17 protein-coding genes are annotated in these 17,260 nt (G+C 41.0%); all 17 read right to left on the bottom strand.

All coding sequences use genetic code 11. The annotated features are described in order from the left end of the window. A complete protein-coding gene (rpmC, locus tag ACFX40_RS25930) occupies positions 1–201 on the bottom strand; it encodes a 50S ribosomal protein L29 (RefSeq protein ID WP_013054935.1) in 201 nt (66 codons plus the stop codon). Further along, positions 191–625: a 50S ribosomal protein L16 gene (rplP, locus tag ACFX40_RS25925; RefSeq protein WP_060747341.1), complete on the bottom strand. Its 435-nt coding sequence runs from the start codon at positions 623–625 to the stop codon at positions 191–193. The genes rpmC and rplP overlap by 11 nt, the downstream gene beginning before the upstream one ends. Before the next feature lie 2 nt (positions 626–627). Next, positions 628–1,284 (bottom strand): 30S ribosomal protein S3, encoded by a 657-nt coding sequence (rpsC, locus tag ACFX40_RS25920; RefSeq protein WP_013054933.1) that lies wholly within the window; start codon positions 1,282–1,284, stop codon positions 628–630. A 3-nt stretch (positions 1,285–1,287) separates the two neighbouring features. Then, complete coding sequence (rplV, locus tag ACFX40_RS25915; RefSeq protein WP_013054932.1) at positions 1,288–1,629, bottom strand: 50S ribosomal protein L22; 342 nt, start codon at positions 1,627–1,629, stop codon at positions 1,288–1,290. A 19-nt stretch (positions 1,630–1,648) separates the two neighbouring features. Then, positions 1,649–1,927, bottom strand: a complete 279-nt coding sequence (gene rpsS / locus ACFX40_RS25910; RefSeq protein WP_013054931.1) for a 30S ribosomal protein S19 — start codon at positions 1,925–1,927, stop codon at positions 1,649–1,651. Positions 1,928–1,984: 57 nt separating this feature from the next. Next, positions 1,985–2,815 carry a 50S ribosomal protein L2 gene (gene rplB / locus ACFX40_RS25905; RefSeq protein WP_013054930.1) on the bottom strand — a complete coding sequence of 277 codons (831 nt, stop codon included), beginning with the start codon at positions 2,813–2,815 and terminating at the stop codon, positions 1,985–1,987. Between the two features lie 27 nt (positions 2,816–2,842). After that, positions 2,843–3,130, bottom strand: coding sequence for a 50S ribosomal protein L23 (rplW, locus tag ACFX40_RS25900; protein ID WP_013054929.1), 288 nt, complete (start codon positions 3,128–3,130; stop codon positions 2,843–2,845). After that, positions 3,130–3,753 carry a 50S ribosomal protein L4 gene (rplD, locus tag ACFX40_RS25895; RefSeq protein ID WP_013054928.1) on the bottom strand — a complete coding sequence of 208 codons (624 nt, stop codon included), beginning with the start codon at positions 3,751–3,753 and terminating at the stop codon, positions 3,130–3,132. The genes rplW and rplD overlap by 1 nt, the downstream gene beginning before the upstream one ends. Before the next feature lie 28 nt (positions 3,754–3,781). Further along, complete coding sequence (rplC, locus tag ACFX40_RS25890; protein WP_013054927.1) at positions 3,782–4,411, bottom strand: 50S ribosomal protein L3; 630 nt, start codon at positions 4,409–4,411, stop codon at positions 3,782–3,784. A gap of 41 nt (positions 4,412–4,452) precedes the next feature. Beyond that, entirely contained in the window at positions 4,453–4,761 is a 309-nt protein-coding gene (gene rpsJ / locus ACFX40_RS25885) for a 30S ribosomal protein S10 (RefSeq protein WP_013054926.1), read from the bottom strand. A 316-nt stretch (positions 4,762–5,077) separates the two neighbouring features. Next, entirely contained in the window at positions 5,078–6,268 is a 1,191-nt protein-coding gene (gene tuf / locus ACFX40_RS25880; RefSeq protein WP_013081371.1) for an elongation factor Tu, read from the bottom strand. A 116-nt stretch (positions 6,269–6,384) separates the two neighbouring features. Further along, positions 6,385–8,463 carry an elongation factor G gene (gene fusA / locus ACFX40_RS25875; protein ID WP_028410367.1) on the bottom strand — a complete coding sequence of 693 codons (2,079 nt, stop codon included), beginning with the start codon at positions 8,461–8,463 and terminating at the stop codon, positions 6,385–6,387. A gap of 57 nt (positions 8,464–8,520) precedes the next feature. Beyond that, the gene (rpsG, locus tag ACFX40_RS25870; protein ID WP_013054923.1) at positions 8,521–8,991 is read right to left on the bottom strand and encodes a 30S ribosomal protein S7; all 471 of its coding nucleotides are present in this window, start codon (positions 8,989–8,991) and stop codon (positions 8,521–8,523) included. A gap of 50 nt (positions 8,992–9,041) precedes the next feature. Next, entirely contained in the window at positions 9,042–9,464 is a 423-nt protein-coding gene (gene rpsL / locus ACFX40_RS25865; RefSeq protein ID WP_013054922.1) for a 30S ribosomal protein S12, read from the bottom strand. A 99-nt stretch (positions 9,465–9,563) separates the two neighbouring features. Beyond that, positions 9,564–9,812, bottom strand: a complete 249-nt coding sequence (locus tag ACFX40_RS25860) for a 50S ribosomal protein L7ae-like protein (RefSeq protein ID WP_013054921.1) — start codon at positions 9,810–9,812, stop codon at positions 9,564–9,566. Between the two features lie 131 nt (positions 9,813–9,943). Further along, positions 9,944–13,537, bottom strand: a complete 3,594-nt coding sequence (rpoC, locus tag ACFX40_RS25855) for a DNA-directed RNA polymerase subunit beta' (protein WP_013081369.1) — start codon at positions 13,535–13,537, stop codon at positions 9,944–9,946. 62 nt (positions 13,538–13,599) lie between these two features. After that, the gene (gene rpoB / locus ACFX40_RS25850) at positions 13,600–17,163 is read right to left on the bottom strand and encodes a DNA-directed RNA polymerase subunit beta (RefSeq protein WP_377257157.1); all 3,564 of its coding nucleotides are present in this window, start codon (positions 17,161–17,163) and stop codon (positions 13,600–13,602) included. Between the last annotated feature and the right edge of the window lie 97 nt (positions 17,164–17,260).

Here is a 17,260-nt window from a genome sequence, read left to right as displayed (position 1 = left end):
TTATTTATTAGCAGCAATCTCTCTTTCACGAACTACAGTTTTCATACGAGCGATCGATTTGCGCACTTCGCGAATACGAGTAGTATTCTCTAATTGTCCAGTCGCTAATTGGAAACGAAGGTTAAACAACTCTTCTTTTAAAGCCTTAACTTTTTGTTCAATTTCAGCAGTGGTAAGGTCACGAATTTCATTAGCTTTCATTAGAATCACCACCAATTTCTTCACGTTTTACAAACTTACATTTTATAGGTAGCTTGTGTGCAGCTAAACGTAAAGCTTCACGTGCAACCTCTTCAGATACACCTGAAATTTCAAACATTACTTTTCCAGGTTTAACAACTGCTACCCAACCTTCAGGAGCACCTTTACCAGAACCCATTCGGACTTCTAGAGGCTTAGCAGTATAAGGTTTAGAAGGGAAAATTTTAATCCATACTTTACCGCCACGTTTCATGTAACGAGTCATTGCGATACGAGCAGCTTCGATTTGACGGTTTGTAATCCAAGAAGCTTCAGTAGCTTGTAAACCGAATTCACCGAAATGTACTTCCGTACCACCTTTAGCGCGTCCACGCATTTTTCCGCGGTGTTCGCGACGATATTTAACGCGTTTTGGTAATAACATAATTATTTTCCTCCTTCCTCAGTTTTCTTTTTAGTAGGAAGAACCTCTCCACGATAGATCCATACTTTCACACCAAGTTTACCATAAGTAGTATCTGCTTCAGCGTGAGCATAGTCAATATCAGCGCGAAGTGTATGAAGTGGAACTGTACCTTCACTGTAATATTCAGAACGAGCAATATCAGCGCCGCCTAAACGACCAGATACCATTGTTTTGATACCTTGTGCGCCAGCACGCATGCTACGTTGGATAGCTTGCTTTTGAGCACGACGGAATGATACACGGTTCTCAAGTTGGCGAGCGATGTTTTCAGCTACTAGTTTAGCATCTAAATCTGCTCGTTTAATTTCAAGGATGTTAATGTGTACACGCTTGCCTGTTAATTGGTTAAGAGCTTTACGAAGTGATTCTACTTCAGTACCACCTTTACCAATTACCATACCAGGTTTTGCAGTGTGGATCGTTACGTTTAAGCGGTTAGCAGCGCGTTCGATTTCAACTTTAGAAACAGCTGCATCGTTTAAACGTTTAGCGATATATTCACGTACTTTTAAGTCTTCATGTAATAAGTCAGCGTAGTCTTTGCCAGCGAACCATCTTGATTCCCAATCACGGATGACACCGACGCGAAGACCGACCGGATTTACCTTTTGACCCATGAATTATCCCTCCTTCTTTTCTGATACCACGATTGTGATGTGGCTTGTGCGCTTGTTAATTTGGCTTGCACGTCCCATAGCGCGTGGACGGAAACGTTTTAAAGTTGGACCTTCGTTAACAAAAGCGTCAGTAATAACTAAATTGTTAGCGTCCATTTCATAATTGTGTTCTGCATTGGCAATAGCAGATTTTAATACTTTCTCAACGACTGGAGAAGCAGCCTTTGGCGTGTGAAGTAGCACTGCTAGCGCTTCACCCACTTGCTTACCTCGAATTAAATCTACAACTAAACGAACTTTACGAGGAGCAATACGTACTGTTCTCGCGACAGCTTTAGCTTGCATTTAAAAGCCTCCTCTCATATTAGCGTCTTGTTTTCTTATCATCACTTGCGTGACCTTTGTAAGTACGAGATGGTGCGAATTCACCAAGTTTGTGACCTACCATGTCTTCAGTAACATAAACTGGTACATGTTTACGACCGTCATATACAGCAATTGTATGACCAATGAACTGAGGGAAGATAGTTGAACGACGAGACCAAGTTTTTACTACTTGCTTGCTGTCAGTTTCGTTTAACTTCTCAATTTTGTTGATTAAATGGTCATCTACAAAAGGTCCTTTCTTTAAGCTGCGACCCATAAATGAACCTCCCTTCGTGATTGTCCTACGGTTCGTTTGAACCGTAGCTCAATCCCGTTATTTTTTACGACGACGAACGATAAATTTATCGGATTTGTTTTTCTTCTTACGAGTTTTGTAACCAAGTGTTGGTTTACCCCATGGACTCATTGGAGACTTACGTCCGATTGGAGCACGTCCTTCACCACCACCGTGTGGGTGATCGTTAGGGTTCATTACAGAACCACGTACAGTTGGACGGATACCTAACCAACGAGAACGACCGGCTTTACCGATGTTGATTAACTCGTGTTGTTCGTTACCAACTTGACCTACAGTTGCACGACAAGTTGCAAGAATCATGCGTACTTCACCAGAAGTTAAACGTACTAATACGTATTTACCTTCTTTACCAAGTACTTGAGCAGATGTACCTGCAGAACGAACTAATTGTCCACCTTTACCAGGTTTCAATTCGATGTTGTGTACTACTGTACCAACAGGAATGTTAGCTAAAGGAAGCGCGTTACCTACTTTAATGTCAGCTTCAGGACCTGACATAACTTCTAAACCTACTTTTAGGTTTTTAGGAGCAAGGATGTAACGTTTTTCACCATCAGCATAATGAATTAATGCGATGTTAGCTGAACGGTTTGGATCATATTCGATTGTAGCAACGCGTCCAGGTATTCCATCTTTATCGCGTTTAAAATCGATGATACGGTATTGACGCTTGTGCCCACCACCTTGGTGACGAACAGTCAATTTACCTTGGTTGTTACGACCACCTTTTCTCTTGACAGGTGCAAGTAACGATTTTTCTGGTTTGTCAGTAGTAATTTCAGCGAAATCAGAAACTGACATGCCACGACGACCATTTGAGGTTGGTTTATACTTTTTAATCGCCATCTCAATTTCCCTCCTTCTCTAGTAATCTTAAGCTTCGAAGAATTCGATTTCGTTGCTCTCTTGAGTTAGTGTTACTACCGCTTTACGACGACGGTTAGTAAGACCACTGTAGCGACCTACACGCTTGAATTTACCTTTGTAGTTCATGATGTTTACTTTTTCAACTTTTACGTCAAAGATTTTTTCGATAGCATCTTTAACCTCAGTTTTATTAGCTCTTACATCAACATCAAACGTATATTTTTTCTCAGCCATTAAGTCTGTTGAACGTTCTGTAATTACGGGGCGCTTAATAATATCACGAGGATCTTTCATTATGCAAGCACCTCCTCTACTTTTTCAACTGCGTCTTTAGTGATTACAAGCTTATCATGGTTCATAACGTCTAATACGCTTAAACCATTAGCTGCAACAACTGTTACACCAGGAATATTACGTGCTGAAAGTGCAACGTTTTCGTTAAGATCAGCAGTTACTACTAATGCTTTGCGTTCTACTGTTAGGTTTTTAAGAACTGCTACCATTTCTTTTGTTTTTGGAGCATCAAAAGAAAGAGCTTCAAGAACAACGATGCTGTTATCTTGAACTTTAGTTGATAATGCAGACTTAATTGCTAAACGACGAACTTTTTTAGGTAATTTGTAGCTATAGCTTCTTGGAACTGGACCAAATACTACGCCACCACCACGCCATTGTGGAGAACGGATAGATCCTTGACGAGCACGACCAGTACCTTTTTGACGCCATGGCTTACGGCCACCGCCTCTTACTTCAGAACGATTTTTAACTTTAGAAGTACCTTGACGTTGAGATGCGCGTTGCATTACGATCGCGTCGAAAAGTACTTTGTTGTTTGGTTCGATACCGAAAACGGCATCTTGAAGTTCGATTTCTCCAACGTTTTCACCGTTTTGGTTAAACAATGCTACTTTTGGCATTGGTTATTCCTCCTTTCTCGAAGAATTATTATTTAGATTTAACTGCAGATTTAACAGTAACTAGAGATTTTCTAGCTCCTGGCACGTTACCTTTTACTAATAAAAGATTGCGTTCTGCGTCAACTTTAACGATTGATAAGTTTTGCACAGTGATGCGCTCTCCACCCATGCGTCCTGGTAATAATTTACCTTTGAATACGCGGTTTGGAGCTACAGGACCCATTGAACCTGGGCGACGGTGGTAGCGAGAACCATGAGACATAGGTCCGCGAGATTGTCCGTGGCGTTTAATAGCACCTTGGAAACCTTTACCTTTTGAGATTCCTGTTACATCAATTACATCGCCTTCTGCGAAAATATCAACCTTGACTTCTTGACCAACTTCATATGCTGAAGCGTCCACACCGCGTAACTCACGGATGAAGCGCTTAGGAGCAGTATTAGCTTTAGTAGCATGTCCTTTTGCAGGTTTGTTAGATAGTTTTTCACGGATATCTTCGAAACCTAATTGGATTGCTTCGTAACCGTCTGTCTCAGCGTTTTTAACTTGAAGAACTACGTTAGCAGAAGCTTCAATTACTGTTACTGGGATCAAGTCACCATTTTCAGCAAATACTTGAGTCATACCGATCTTTCTTCCTAAGATTCCTTTGGCCATTAGTCACACCTCCTAAGTATCTTTTCATTCTTTATTTTAAATTAAAGTTTAATTTCGATATCTACACCAGATGGTAAGTCTAAACGCATTAATGAATCAACAGTTTGTGGTGTTGGATTCACGATATCAATTAAGCGTTTATGCGTGCGCATTTCGAACTGCTCACGAGAATCTTTATATTTGTGTACTGCACGTAGAATTGTATAAATTGATTTTTCAGTCGGTAATGGAATCGGACCAGATACAGCCGCACCAGAACGTTTTGCAGTTTCTACGATTTTCTCAGCAGATTGATCAAGAATTCTGTGATCATATGCTTTTAAACGAATGCGAATTTTTTCTTTTGCCATTATTTTCCCTCCTTTTTCGCCTATTTTACAATAGACATTCTCCGCGGAAATTTCCCCACACTCGCCATGGCAAAGCGGCCGGGTGTGTCGGCAACCTTCCGCATCATCGCAGTCAAAGACCAACATTTTTATTATACTAAAAATGGGTTCATATTGCAACAATAAAGTTAAAAAACTTTTTTATGTGTCGCACACTTTTTTCATTATATATAAAAGGAGATCATTTTGCAAGTGTAATAATAAAAACTATCTTTACCTTTTATCACCAAATAAAAAAAGGAGTAGGTTACCCTACTCCCTTTACTGAAACGAGAAATTACTCGCTGATTTTAGCTACAACGCCAGCGCCTACTGTACGTCCACCTTCACGGATTGAGAATTTAGTACCTTCTTCAATCGCGATTGGAGCGATAAGTTCAACAGTCATTTCGATGTTGTCGCCAGGCATTACCATTTCTACGCCTTCAGGTAAGTTACAAATACCAGTTACATCAGTTGTACGGAAGTAGAACTGTGGACGGTAGTTTGTGAAGAATGGAGTGTGACGTCCACCTTCGTCTTTAGAAAGAACGTATACTTCAGCAGTAAATTTAGTGTGTGGAGTGATTGAGCCTGGTTTAGCTAATACTTGTCCACGTTGGATTTCTTCACGTGCTACACCACGAAGTAAAGCACCGATGTTGTCGCCAGCTTCAGCATAGTCAAGAAGCTTACGGAACATTTCTACACCTGTTACAGTAGTAGATTTTGGCTCTTCAGTTAAACCGATGATGTCGATAACGTCACCAACTTTAACTTGTCCACGCTCTACACGACCTGTAGCAACTGTACCACGACCAGTGATTGAGAATACGTCCTCAACTGGCATCATGAATGGTTTTTCAGTGTCACGTTCTGGAGTTGGGATGTACTCATCAACAGCGTCCATAAGCTCGATGATTTTAGCTTCCCAATCAGCTTCGCCTTCAAGAGCTTTAAGAGCAGAACCTTTGATTACTGGTACATCGTCACCAGGGAAGTCGTATTCAGAAAGAAGGTCACGTACTTCCATTTCTACTAATTCAAGTAGCTCTTCGTCGTCTACCATGTCACATTTGTTTAAGAATACAACTAGGTAAGGTACACCTACTTGACGAGAAAGAAGGATGTGCTCACGAGTTTGTGGCATTGGACCATCAGCAGCAGATACTACTAAGATACCGCCATCCATTTGAGCAGCACCAGTGATCATGTTTTTAACATAGTCAGCATGTCCTGGGCAGTCAACGTGTGCATAGTGACGAGTGTCAGTTTCGTACTCAACGTGTGCAGTTGAGATTGTGATTCCACGCTCGCGCTCTTCTGGAGCAGCGTCGATCATGTCGTAAGCCATTGCTGCACCTTTACCACTTTTCTTAGCAAGAACAGTAGTGATAGCAGCTGTTAAAGTTGTTTTACCATGGTCAACGTGACCAATTGTACCGATATTGGCATGTGTTTTTGAACGGTCGAATTTTTCCTTAGCCATTCGAAAATCCTCCTTAAAATTCATGTAGTTTATGTTTTATGAGGCCGTGAAAGGGAATGAGCTCCACTTTCACAGCGTACATAAGTAGTTATACTTCAATAAAGAGTGAAAATCAATTATTCACCTTTATTTTTTTTAATAATTTCTTCTGAAATTGATTTAGGAACTTCTTCGTAGTGATCGAAGTGCATAGAATATGTTCCGCGACCTTGAGTGTTTGAACGTAATGCAGTTGCATAACCAAACATTTCAGAAAGTGGAACGAATGCACGTACAACTTGAGCGTTACCGCGTGCTTCCATACCTTCTACACGTCCACGACGAGACGTAATGTCACCCATGATATCTCCTAAGTATTCGTCAGGGATAACAACTTCAACCTTCATCATTGGTTCAAGGATAGCTGGGCTACATTTTGATACTGCGTTTTTAAGAGCCATAGAAGCGGCAATTTTAAACGCCATCTCACTTGAGTCAACGTCATGGTAAGATCCATCAACTAAAGCAGCTTTGATATCGATTAATGGATAACCAGCAACAACACCGTTTTGTAATGCATCTTCAAGACCAGCTTGAACTGCAGGGATGTATTCACGTGGAACTACACCACCAACGATTTTGTTCTCAAATTCAAAGCCTTTTCCTTCTTCGTTAGGTTCGAACTCAATCCAAACGTGACCGAATTGTCCACGACCACCAGATTGACGAGCGAATTTACCTTCAACTTTCGCACCAGCGCGGAAAGTTTCACGGTAAGCTACTTGAGGAGCACCAACGTTTGCTTCTACTTTGAATTCGCGACGCATACGGTCAACGATGATATCAAGGTGAAGCTCACCCATACCAGAGATGATGATTTGACCAGTCTCTGTATTAGTTTCCGCACGGAAAGTTGGATCTTCTTCTTGTAACTTTTGAAGAGCTGTAGTCATTTTATCTTGGTCAGCTTTTGATTTTGGCTCAACAGATAAAGAGATAACTGGCTCTGGGAATTCCATAGACTCAAGAATTACAAGACTCTTTTCGTCACATAGAGTATCACCAGTAGAAGTATCTTTTAATCCTACAGCTGCCGCGATATCTCCAGCGTATACTTCAGAAATCTCTTCACGAGAGTTAGCATGCATTTGTAGGATACGACCTACACGCTCACGCTTACCTTTTGTAGAGTTTTTGATGTATGAACCAGAGCTTAGTACACCAGAGTACACACGGAAGAATGTTAATTTACCAACATAAGGGTCCGTCATAACTTTGAACGCTAATGCTGAGAAAGGAGCGTTGTCGCTAGACTCACGCGTAACTTCTTCTTCTGTGTCAGGTACGATACCTTGGATTGCTGGTACATCTACTGGAGATGGTAGGTAGTCAATTACTGCATCTAGCATTAATTGTACACCTTTGTTTTTGAATGCTGAACCACAGATAACTGGGTAGAATTCAACGTCACAAGTACCTTTACGGATACCAGCTTTTAGTTCTTCAACTGTAAGCTCGCCTTCGTCTAAGTACTTCATCATTAATTCTTCGTCAAGTTCTGCAACAGCTTCTACTAAGCTTGCACGGTATTCTTCAGCTTGCTCTTTGTATTCCTCAGGAATTTCACGAGACTCTGAACGAGTACCTAAGTCATCTTCGTAGAAGTATGCTTTCATTTCCACTAGGTCAATGATTGCTTCGAACTCATCTTCAGCACCAATTGGCAACTGAATTGGGTGAGCATTTGCACCTAAACGATCGTGGATCGTTTTTACAGAGTACAAGAAGTCAGCACCAATTTTGTCCATTTTGTTAACGAATACGACACGGGGAACACCGTACGTAGTCGCTTGACGCCATACTGTTTCTGTTTGAGGCTCAACACCAGATTGAGCATCAAGAACTGCCACAGCGCCATCAAGTACACGTAATGAACGCTCAACTTCAACAGTGAAGTCTACGTGTCCAGGAGTATCAATGATGTTAACGCGGTGACCTTTCCAAGAAGCAGTTGTCGCAGCAGACGTGATAGTGATACCACGTTCTTGCTCTTGCTCCATCCAGTCCATTTGTGAAGCTCCTTCATGAGTTTCACCAATTTTATGGATACGGCCAGTATAATAAAGAACACGCTCAGTTGTTGTTGTTTTACCAGCATCAATGTGAGCCATGATCCCAATATTACGAGTGTTTTCTAAGGAGAACTCTCTTGCCATCTTAGGTATTTCTCCTTCCATATTATAATTTGTTTTTTAAAAAGTTTCGTTAAAAGATTACCAACGGTAATGAGCAAATGCTTTGTTAGCTTCTGCCATTTTGTGAGTATCTTCACGTTTCTTAACTGCAGCACCAGTGTTGTTAGCTGCATCAAGGATTTCGTTAGCTAAACGCTCTTCCATCGTTTTTTCTCCACGAAGACGAGCATAGTTTACTAACCAACGAAGACCTAAAGTAGTACGACGCTCTGGACGTACTTCTACAGGAACTTGGTAGTTAGAACCCCCTACACGGCGTGCTCTAACTTCTAGTACAGGCATGATGTTTTTAAGAGCTTGGTCGAATACTTCCATAGCTTCTTTACCACTGCGCTCTTGTACTAAATCGAATGCTCTATAAAGAATAGCTTGTGACTTACCGCGCTTTCCATCAAGCATCATTTTGTTGATTAAGCGAGATACAAGCTTAGAATTGTAAATCGGATCTGGTAATACGTCTCTTTTTGCAACAGGTCCCTTACGTGGCATTCTACTTCCTCCTTTCACTTTTAAAAGTTTATCTATTAATTGTTAAGCTATTATTTTTTAGCTGCTTTTGGTCGCTTAGTACCATATTTAGAACGACCTTGCATACGGCCATCCACACCAGCAGTATCAAGTGCACCACGTACGATATGGTAACGTACCCCTGGTAAATCTTTTACACGTCCACCGCGGATAAGTACCACGCTGTGTTCTTGTAAGTTGTGACCAATACCTGGGATATAAGCTGTTACCTCGATACCGTTTGTTAAACGTACACGAGCATATTTACGAAGAGCCGAGTTCGGTTTCTTCGGTGTCATAGTACCCACACGTGTACATACACCACGTTTTTGTGGAGAAGATTGGTTAGTTTGAGCTTTTTTGAAGCTGTTGTAACCTCTGTTTAAAGCAGGTGAGTCAGATTTTTTACCTTTACTCACACGACCATTACGGATTAATTGGTTAATAGTAGGCATTTAAATTTTCCTCCTTTCGCCTTTTGTAAGACCACACATCCAGGTGGTTCATTTTTTAGCAAAAAACAAAGTCTTTGAAACTAAAAGTTCAAAAACGTGTTAACTAATAATTGCAACAGTTGCAGCGTTAACTTCTATCCTACAAGCTTGACCAAGCTTTCGCATAGAAGGGACATACGTATACGGAACGTTTTCTTGCTGTGCCGTTTTTGCCACAATGGATGTGACATAAAAATCAGCGTCTTCAGCAATGATGACTTCCTTTACTGTACCTTTTTTTAATGCTTTCACCGTCTGCTTTGTTCCTACAATAATATGATCAGCCTGTAATACTTTTTCATAAGACATTATCATATCCTCCAAAGTAACAGGTAGTTTATAGGAGCACCTTTGATATAGTATCATTCCCTAGAATGGATGTCAACTAACGTTTTGTAGTTTTTTAAAAAAACATCCATTCTAGAGTAATGATTTTATAATTAGTCGATTGTTACCGTTTCTTCAGCTTGGTTTTTGATCGGTTCAGCATTACGATATCTCGTCATACCTGTACCAGCTGGAACTAGCTTACCAATGATAACATTCTCTTTAAGTCCAAGCAACTCATCACGTTTTCCTTTGATTGCAGCATCCGTAAGAACACGCGTTGTTTCTTGGAATGATGCAGCAGATAAGAAGGAATCAGTTTCAAGAGATGCTTTTGTAATACCAAGTAATACAGGACGACCCGTCGCTGGACGATTGCCTTCAAGTAATACTTTTTCATTTGCATCAGTGAATTGGTGAATATCAAGTAATGAACCTGGTAATACATCTGTATCTCCTGAATCCATTACGCGCACTTTACGAAGCATTTGGCGAACCATTACCTCTACGTGTTTATCTCCAATTTCTACCCCTTGCATACGGTATACTTTTTGCACCTCACGAAGCAAGTACTCTTGTACAGCCGTGATGTCTTTTACTTTTAGTAATTCTTTAGGATCAATTGAACCTTCTGTTAATTCTTGACCACGTGCAATGCGCTGTCCTTCAATAACTTTCAGACGTGCACTGTACGGAGCTGTGTAAGAACGAGTTTCAATCTCTCCTTGAACAGTAATTTCATGTTGACGATCGCGTCCTTCAGAAATGCCGGCAATTGTACCTTCAATTTCAGAAATAACGGCTTGACCTTTAGGGTTACGCGCTTCGAAGATCTCTTGGATACGCGGTAAACCTTGAGTGATATCGTCTCCAGCAACCCCACCTGTATGGAATGTACGCATCGTTAACTGTGTACCTGGCTCACCGATAGATTGAGCAGCGATGATACCAACTGCTTCACCCACTTCAACTTCTGAACCAGTTGCAAGGTTACGACCGTAACATTTTTTACATACACCGTGGCGAGTGTTACAAGTGAATGCAGAACGAATCCATACTTCTTCAACACCAGCATCCACAATTGTTTCAGCTAGGTCTTCTGTAATCAGTTCGTTTTCTTTCACTAACACTTCGTTTGTTCCTGGGTGAAGTAGTGTTTTTCTTGCATAACGTCCAATTAGACGCTCATCAAGTTTCTCAATTTCTTCTGTTCCTTCTTTGATTGCAACAGCCAGAATACCGCGGTCTGTACCACAGTCGTCATCACGTACGATAACGTCTTGTGCCACGTCAACCAGACGACGAGTAAGGTAACCTGAGTCAGCTGTTTTAAGAGCCGTATCGGCAAGACCTTTACGTGCACCATGGGTAGAGATAAAGTACTCTAATACCGTTAAACCTTCACGGAAACTAGATTTGATTGGTAACTCAATGATACGACCAGACGGGTTGGCCATTAGTCCACGCATACCTGCAAGCTGAGTGAAGTTAGATGCGTTACCACGGGCACCAGAGTCACTCATCATGAAGATTGGGTTGCGTTTGTCTAATGACGCCATTAATTTACCTTGGATAACGTCTTTCGCGCTACTCCATACAGAGATAACACGCTCATAACGCTCATCTTCAGTAATTAAACCACGACGGAATTGTTTTAGTACGTTATCTACTTTAGCTTGCGCTTCTGTTAAGATAACTTCTTTTTCTCCTAAAACCACGATATCAGCTACACCAACTGTAATACCAGCTTTAGTAGAATATTTGAAACCTAGGTCTTTCATACGGTCAAGCATTTTAGAAGTCTCAGTAATTTTGAAACGTTTAAATACTTCAGCGATAATATTACCTAAGATTTTTTTCTTAAACGGTGCGATAGCCGGTTGATTCTTGATGAATTCCTTCACATCTGCACCTTTTTCAACAAAGTACTTCTCAGGAGTTTTCACTTCTAAGTTTTCTCTTGTTGGTTCGTTAATGTATGGGAACGATTTTGGTAAAATTTCGTTGAAAACTAATTTACCAACCGTTGTAACAAGCAACTGTTGATTTTGTGCTTCTGTAAACGTTTCGTTGTTTAAAGAACCTGCATACACACCTACACGTGTATGAAGATGCACATAACCGTTTTGGTACGCTAATAGTGCTTCATTTGTATCCTTGAACACCATACCTTCTCCAACTGCCTCTTCACGCTCAAGCGTTAAGTAGTAGTTACCTAATACCATATCCTGTGAAGGTGTAACAACTGGTTTACCATCTTTAGGGTTCAAGATATTTTGAGCAGCAAGCATTAAGATACGTGCTTCTGCTTGTGCTTCTGCAGATAATGGAACGTGAACCGCCATTTGGTCACCGTCAAAGTCAGCGTTATATGCTGTACATACAAGCGGGTGAAGACGGATAGCGCGACCTTCTACAAGCGTAGGTTCAAATGCTTGAATACCTAGTCTGTGTAGCGTTGGTGCACGGTTTAAAAGAACTGGATGCTCTTTAATAACCGATTCTAATACGTCCCATACTTCAGGTTGCACGCGTTCAATTTTACGTTTTGCACTCTTGATGTTATGAGCTAAACCGCGCTCAACAAGCTCTTTCATTACGAAAGGTTTGAAAAGCTCTAACGCCATTTCTTTTGGAAGACCACATTGATACATCTTTAAGTTCGGACCTACAACGATTACCGAACGGCCAGAGTAGTCAACACGTTTACCTAATAAGTTTTGACGGAAGCGACCTTGCTTACCTTTTAACATGTGAGAAAGAGATTTTAATGGACGGTTACCTGGTCCTGTTACCGGACGGCCGCGACGACCATTATCGATTAATGCATCTACAGCTTCTTGAAGCATACGCTTTTCGTTTTGAACGATAATGCTAGGAGCTCCAAGGTCTAATAAACGCTTTAAGCGGTTGTTACGGTTGATTACACGGCGATATAAATCGTTTAAGTCAGACGTAGCAAAGCGTCCACCATCTAATTGAACCATTGGACGAAGTTCTGGCGGAATAACCGGTAGAACGTCTAAAATCATCCAAGAAGGTTCGTTACCAGAATGACGGAAAGCCTCTAGTACTTCTAAACGTTTAATAGCACGTGTACGACGTTGACCTTGAGCAGTTTTCAATTCTTCTTTCAAAGCATCTACTTCTTTATCAAGATCGATGTCATGCAATAATTTTTTAACAGCTTCAGCACCCATTGCTGCATGGAAAGTTTGTCCGTACTTCTCACGATACGCACGGTATTCTTTCTCTGATAAAAGCTGTTTCTTTTCAAGTGGTGTATCACCAGCATCTGTTACTACATAAGAAGCAAAATAAATGATTTCCTCTAGCGCACGAGGGGACATGTCTAAGACAAGTCCCATGCGGCTAGGAATACCTTTAAAGTACCAAATATGAGAAACAGGTGCAGCTAGCTCGATGTGACCCATGCGTTCACGACGAACTTTTGCGCGCGTAACTTCTACGCCGCAACGATCACATACAACACCTTTATAACGAACGCGCTTATATTTTCCGCAGTGACATTCCCAGTCCTTTTGTGGACCAAAAATACGCTCACAGAATAAGCCGTCTTTTTCAGGTTTTAACGTACGATAGTTGATCGTTTCAGGTTTTTTTACCTCACCGTACGACCAAGAACGAATTTTATCTGGCGAAGCTAGACCGATTTTCATATACTCAAAGTTATTTACATCTAGCAAGGAGCCTACCTCCCTTTTAATCTACAGGTTTTTTCCCTTAACGTTTATATGAAAGTAATTCCTTACTCTTTTGTGACAGGATCTTTTTGTCCTTCAGAAAGGCTTTCTTCGTTATCTGCAATAATTGATTCTGTTGGTTGCTCATGGTCCTCTTCTGAGTCCATGATATCAATTTCTTGCTCGTCAGCAGAAAGCATCTTCACATCCATACCTAAACTTTGTAGTTCTTTAATTAATACTTTGAACGATTCAGGTATGCCAGGTTCTGGAATGTTTTCACCTTTAACAATTGCTTCGTATGTTTTCACACGACCTACTACGTCATCTGATTTCACTGTTAAGATCTCTTGTAATGTGTAAGCAGCACCGTATGCTTCAAGTGCCCATACCTCCATCTCACCAAAACGCTGTCCACCGAACTGCGCTTTACCACCAAGTGGTTGTTGTGTAACAAGTGAGTATGGTCCAGTAGAACGAGCGTGAAGTTTATCGTCTACCATGTGAGCAAGTTTGATCATGTACATGATCCCTACTGATACACGGTTATCGAATGGTTCACCTGTTCGACCATCATATAGAACTGTTTTAGCATCACGAGACATGCCAGCTTCTTCGATTGTTGCCCAAACATCTTCCTCACGCGCACCATCAAATACTGGAGACGCAACGTGAATGCCAAGCTTACGAGCAGCCATACCTAAATGAAGCTCTAGCACCTGACCGATGTTCATACGAGATGGTACCCCTAATGGGTTTAACATGATGTCAATTGGCGTACCGTCTGGTAGGTAAGGCATATCTTCTTCAGGTAAAATACGTGAAATTACACCTTTGTTACCGTGACGACCGGCCATTTTGTCACCTTCAGAAATTTTACGCTTCTGAACAATATATGCACGGACTAATTGGTTTACACCTGGTGGTAATTCGTCGCCATCTTCGCGGTTGAAGACTTTAACATCAAGAATGATTCCACCGCCGCCGTGTGGTACACGAAGAGAAGTATCACGAACTTCACGCGCTTTTTCACCGAAAATAGCGTGTAGAAGACGTTCTTCAGCCGTTAGTTCTGTTACACCTTTTGGCGTTACTTTACCAACTAAAAGATCTCCGTCTTTTACTTCTGCACCAATGCGGATGATTCCACGCTCATCTAAGTTGCGAAGCGCATCTTCACCTACGTTTGGAATGTCACGCGTAATTTCTTCAGGTCCAAGCTTCGTATCACGAGACTCAGATTCATATTCTTCAATATGAACAGACGTATATACATCGTCTTTCACAAGGCGTTCACTCATGATGATGGCATCCTCATAGTTGTAACCATCCCATGTCATGAAACCAACCATTACGTTTCGCCCTAAAGCAAGCTCACCTTTTTCCATTGAAGGACCGTCGGCTAAGATCTCACCTTTTACTACTTCGTCGCCAACTGAAACAATTGGACGCTGGTTGTAACAAGTACCTTGGTTAGAACGAACAAATTTTAATAGTTTGTATTGATCTAAGTTACCTTTAACTTTTTGTCCGTCTACTTCTTCATAGCGGCGAACAAAAATTTGTTTGGCTTCTACGCGCTCTACAACGCCAGGATATTTACAAATCACGGCTGCACCAGAGTCTTTACCAGATACGTATTCCATACCTGTACCTACGATTGGTGCTTCAGGATTTAATAAAGGTACTGCTTGACGTTGCATGTTCGCACCCATTAATGCACGGTTAGAGTCATCGTTCTCTAAGAATGGGATACATGCTGTAGCGGCAGATACAACTTGTTTTGGTGATACATCCATATAGTCTAAACGATCGCGACGGATAACCGTGTTTTCTCCACGGAAACGTGCAACGACATTTTCATCTAAGAATGAACCATCATCACCTAGACGAGCGTTCGCTTGAGCTACAACATAGTTATCTTCTTCATCAGCTGTTAAGTAGTCAATTCGCTCTGTCACTTTACCTGTTTCAGGATCGATACGACGGTAAGGTGTTTCGATGAAACCGAATTTGTTTACTTTTGCATAAGAAGATAGTGAGTTGATTAACCCGATATTCGGACCCTCTGGCGTTTCAATCGGACACATACGGCCATAGTGGGAGTAGTGAACGTCACGTACTTCGAAACCAGCGCGCTCACGCGTTAAACCACCAGGTCCTAGAGCTGAAAGACGACGTTTGTGCGTCAATTCGCCTAATGGATTCGTTTGATCCATGAACTGTGATAATTGAGAACTTCCAAAGAACTCTTTAATCGCCGCAATAACTGGGCGAATATTAATTAATTGTTGAGGTGTGATTGTATTCGTGTCTTGAATTGACATTCTTTCACGAACAACACGTTCCATACGAGATAAACCGATACGGAATTGATTTTGTAACAATTCACCTACAGAACGCAGACGACGGTTACCTAAGTGGTCGATATCATCTGTGTCTCCTACTTGATGAAGCAAGTTAAAGAAGTAACTGATCGATGCTAAAATATCAGCAGGTGTGATATTTTTAACTTCTTCTGTTACATACGCGTTACCTGATACAGTGATGATTTTTTCACCTTCTGGATCATTTGGCGCATAAATCTTAATAGATTGTAATGTAACATCGTCTTCTACTACTCCACCAACCGGGCTGTAAGTTTTGAAGTTTACTCCACCTTCAAGCATCGGAATCAAGCGATCTAGCAGACGGCGGTCAATCATTGCGCCTTTTTCTGCAATAATTTCACCTGTTTCAGGATCAACTAATGTTTCAGCTAGCTTTTGATTAAATAAGCGATGTTTGATATGAAGCTTTTTATTAATTTTATAGCGACCTACGTTCGCTAAGTCATATCGTTTTGGATCAAAGAAGCGAGATACTAATAGAGACTTCGCATTCTCAACTGTCGGTGGTTCACCCGGACGTAAACGCTCATAGATTTCTAATAGCGCTTTTTCCGTTGTTTCCGTATTATCTTTTTCAAGCGTATTACGGATGTATTCATTATCACCGATTAAATCGATAATCTCTTGGTCAGAACCGAAACCTAGCGCGCGTAACAGCACTGTTACTGGCAGTTTACGAGTACGATCAATACGCACGTATACTACATCTTTTGCATCAGTTTCATATTCTAGCCATGCACCACGGTTAGGGATAACAGTTGCTGTATATCCTTTTTTACCGTTTTTATCAAGCTTTCCACTATAGTAAACACTTGGTGAACGAACCAACTGTGATACGATAACACGCTCAGCACCATTAATTACAAAGGTACCTGTTTCGGTCATCAATGGGAAATCTCCCATGAACACATCTTGGTCTTTTACTTCACCTGTTTCTTTATTAATTAACCGCACCTTAACACGAAGAGGTGCTGCATAAGTTACATCACGTTCTTTGGACTCTCCTACTGAATACTTTGGCTCACCTAAGCTGTAATCAATAAATTCTAGTGATAAGTTACCTGTAAAATCATCAATTGGAGAAATATCTTGGAACATTTCTCGTAAACCTTCATCTAAAAACCATTGGTATGAAGCCGTTTGAATCTCGATTAAGTTCGGTAACTCTAAAACTTCACTAATACGAGCATAACTTCTGCGTTGGCGGTGGCGTCCATACTGAACTAGTTGACCTGTCAACTGATTCACCCCTCAAATCAAGCGTTATTATTCAAAATATATAATAAACCATATGTTTATTATTGAACAAAAGAAAAATGGTCTCTTTAAATAGAAA

This window comes from Priestia sp. YIM B13552, assembly GCF_042787775.1.
Lineage (GTDB): Bacteria > Bacillota > Bacilli > Bacillales > Bacillaceae_H > Priestia > Priestia megaterium_E.
This window is presented reverse-complemented; position numbering and strand designations above follow the sequence as displayed.

What these genes read in the sequence shown, in the direction of transcription:
- rpmC (WP_013054935.1), bottom strand. Translation starts at nt 201, where the DNA reads ATGAAAGCTAATGAAATTCGTGACCTTACCACTGCTGAAATTGAACAA.
- rplP (WP_060747341.1), bottom strand. Translation starts at nt 625, where the DNA reads ATGTTATTACCAAAACGCGTTAAATATCGTCGCGAACACCGCGGAAAA.
- rpsC (WP_013054933.1), bottom strand. Translation starts at nt 1,284, where the DNA reads ATGGGTCAAAAGGTAAATCCGGTCGGTCTTCGCGTCGGTGTCATCCGT.
- rplV (WP_013054932.1), bottom strand. Translation starts at nt 1,629, where the DNA reads ATGCAAGCTAAAGCTGTCGCGAGAACAGTACGTATTGCTCCTCGTAAA.
- rpsS (WP_013054931.1), bottom strand. Translation starts at nt 1,927, where the DNA reads ATGGGTCGCAGCTTAAAGAAAGGACCTTTTGTAGATGACCATTTAATC.
- rplB (WP_013054930.1), bottom strand. Translation starts at nt 2,815, where the DNA reads ATGGCGATTAAAAAGTATAAACCAACCTCAAATGGTCGTCGTGGCATG.
- rplW (WP_013054929.1), bottom strand. Translation starts at nt 3,130, where the DNA reads ATGAAAGATCCTCGTGATATTATTAAGCGCCCCGTAATTACAGAACGT.
- rplD (WP_013054928.1), bottom strand. Translation starts at nt 3,753, where the DNA reads ATGCCAAAAGTAGCATTGTTTAACCAAAACGGTGAAAACGTTGGAGAA.
- rplC (WP_013054927.1), bottom strand. Translation starts at nt 4,411, where the DNA reads ATGGCCAAAGGAATCTTAGGAAGAAAGATCGGTATGACTCAAGTATTT.
- rpsJ (WP_013054926.1), bottom strand. Translation starts at nt 4,761, where the DNA reads ATGGCAAAAGAAAAAATTCGCATTCGTTTAAAAGCATATGATCACAGA.
- tuf (WP_013081371.1), bottom strand. Translation starts at nt 6,268, where the DNA reads ATGGCTAAGGAAAAATTCGACCGTTCAAAAACACATGCCAATATCGGT.
- fusA (WP_028410367.1), bottom strand. Translation starts at nt 8,463, where the DNA reads ATGGCAAGAGAGTTCTCCTTAGAAAACACTCGTAATATTGGGATCATG.
- rpsG (WP_013054923.1), bottom strand. Translation starts at nt 8,991, where the DNA reads ATGCCACGTAAGGGACCTGTTGCAAAAAGAGACGTATTACCAGATCCG.
- rpsL (WP_013054922.1), bottom strand. Translation starts at nt 9,464, where the DNA reads ATGCCTACTATTAACCAATTAATCCGTAATGGTCGTGTGAGTAAAGGT.
- ACFX40_RS25860 (WP_013054921.1), bottom strand. Translation starts at nt 9,812, where the DNA reads ATGTCTTATGAAAAAGTATTACAGGCTGATCATATTATTGTAGGAACA.